This is a genomic window from Pseudoalteromonas sp. 20-MNA-CIBAN-0454, from assembly GCF_040308685.1.
In the GTDB taxonomy this organism is placed as follows: Bacteria; Pseudomonadota; Gammaproteobacteria; order Enterobacterales; family Alteromonadaceae; genus Pseudoalteromonas; species Pseudoalteromonas nigrifaciens.
The window spans coordinates 1-397 of sequence record NZ_JBEOOB010000117.1; the positions used below are offsets into that span (position 1 = coordinate 1).

Genomic DNA, 397 nt, shown 5'->3' on the forward strand with positions numbered 1-397 from the left:
CTCAGCTTTCAAAATACAAAACTGAGCTTGAAGGTAAACTCTATCACGAGATTGGCAGGTTTGAAAAATCCACTGGGATTTGCGCAGAATGCGGCCAGCACCATGTTTTAACATTGAACGACAGAAATTTCACTTGTAAAGCTTGCGAAGTTTACCAAAGCCGAGACTTGTCAGCGGCTAAAAGTATAGCAAAAACAGGTGAGTTAAATTTAATTGCGGCTGGGATCGTCGCAAGGGTAGCCCCCACATCTCAGCAGAAATCAGCTATTAAAACGAAAGTCTTCGAGTTGTCGAAGTTTGCTGTTGGAACTGAGAAAAAAGAAGTAGCCTAGCATTAAAAATCTAGGCTGTAGAAGCCCATTGATCGACACGTAGTGGCGTCGGTGGGTAGTTCACT

General features: G+C 43.3%; 1 protein-coding gene. It reads left to right on the forward strand.

What is annotated here, in order from left to right; all coding sequences use genetic code 11:
• Positions 1 to 332: zinc ribbon domain-containing protein (locus AAEZ22_RS18210; RefSeq protein WP_352298408.1), on the forward strand; the 332-nt coding region annotated here is incomplete at its 5' end.
• Positions 333 to 397: the final 65 nt, after the last annotated feature.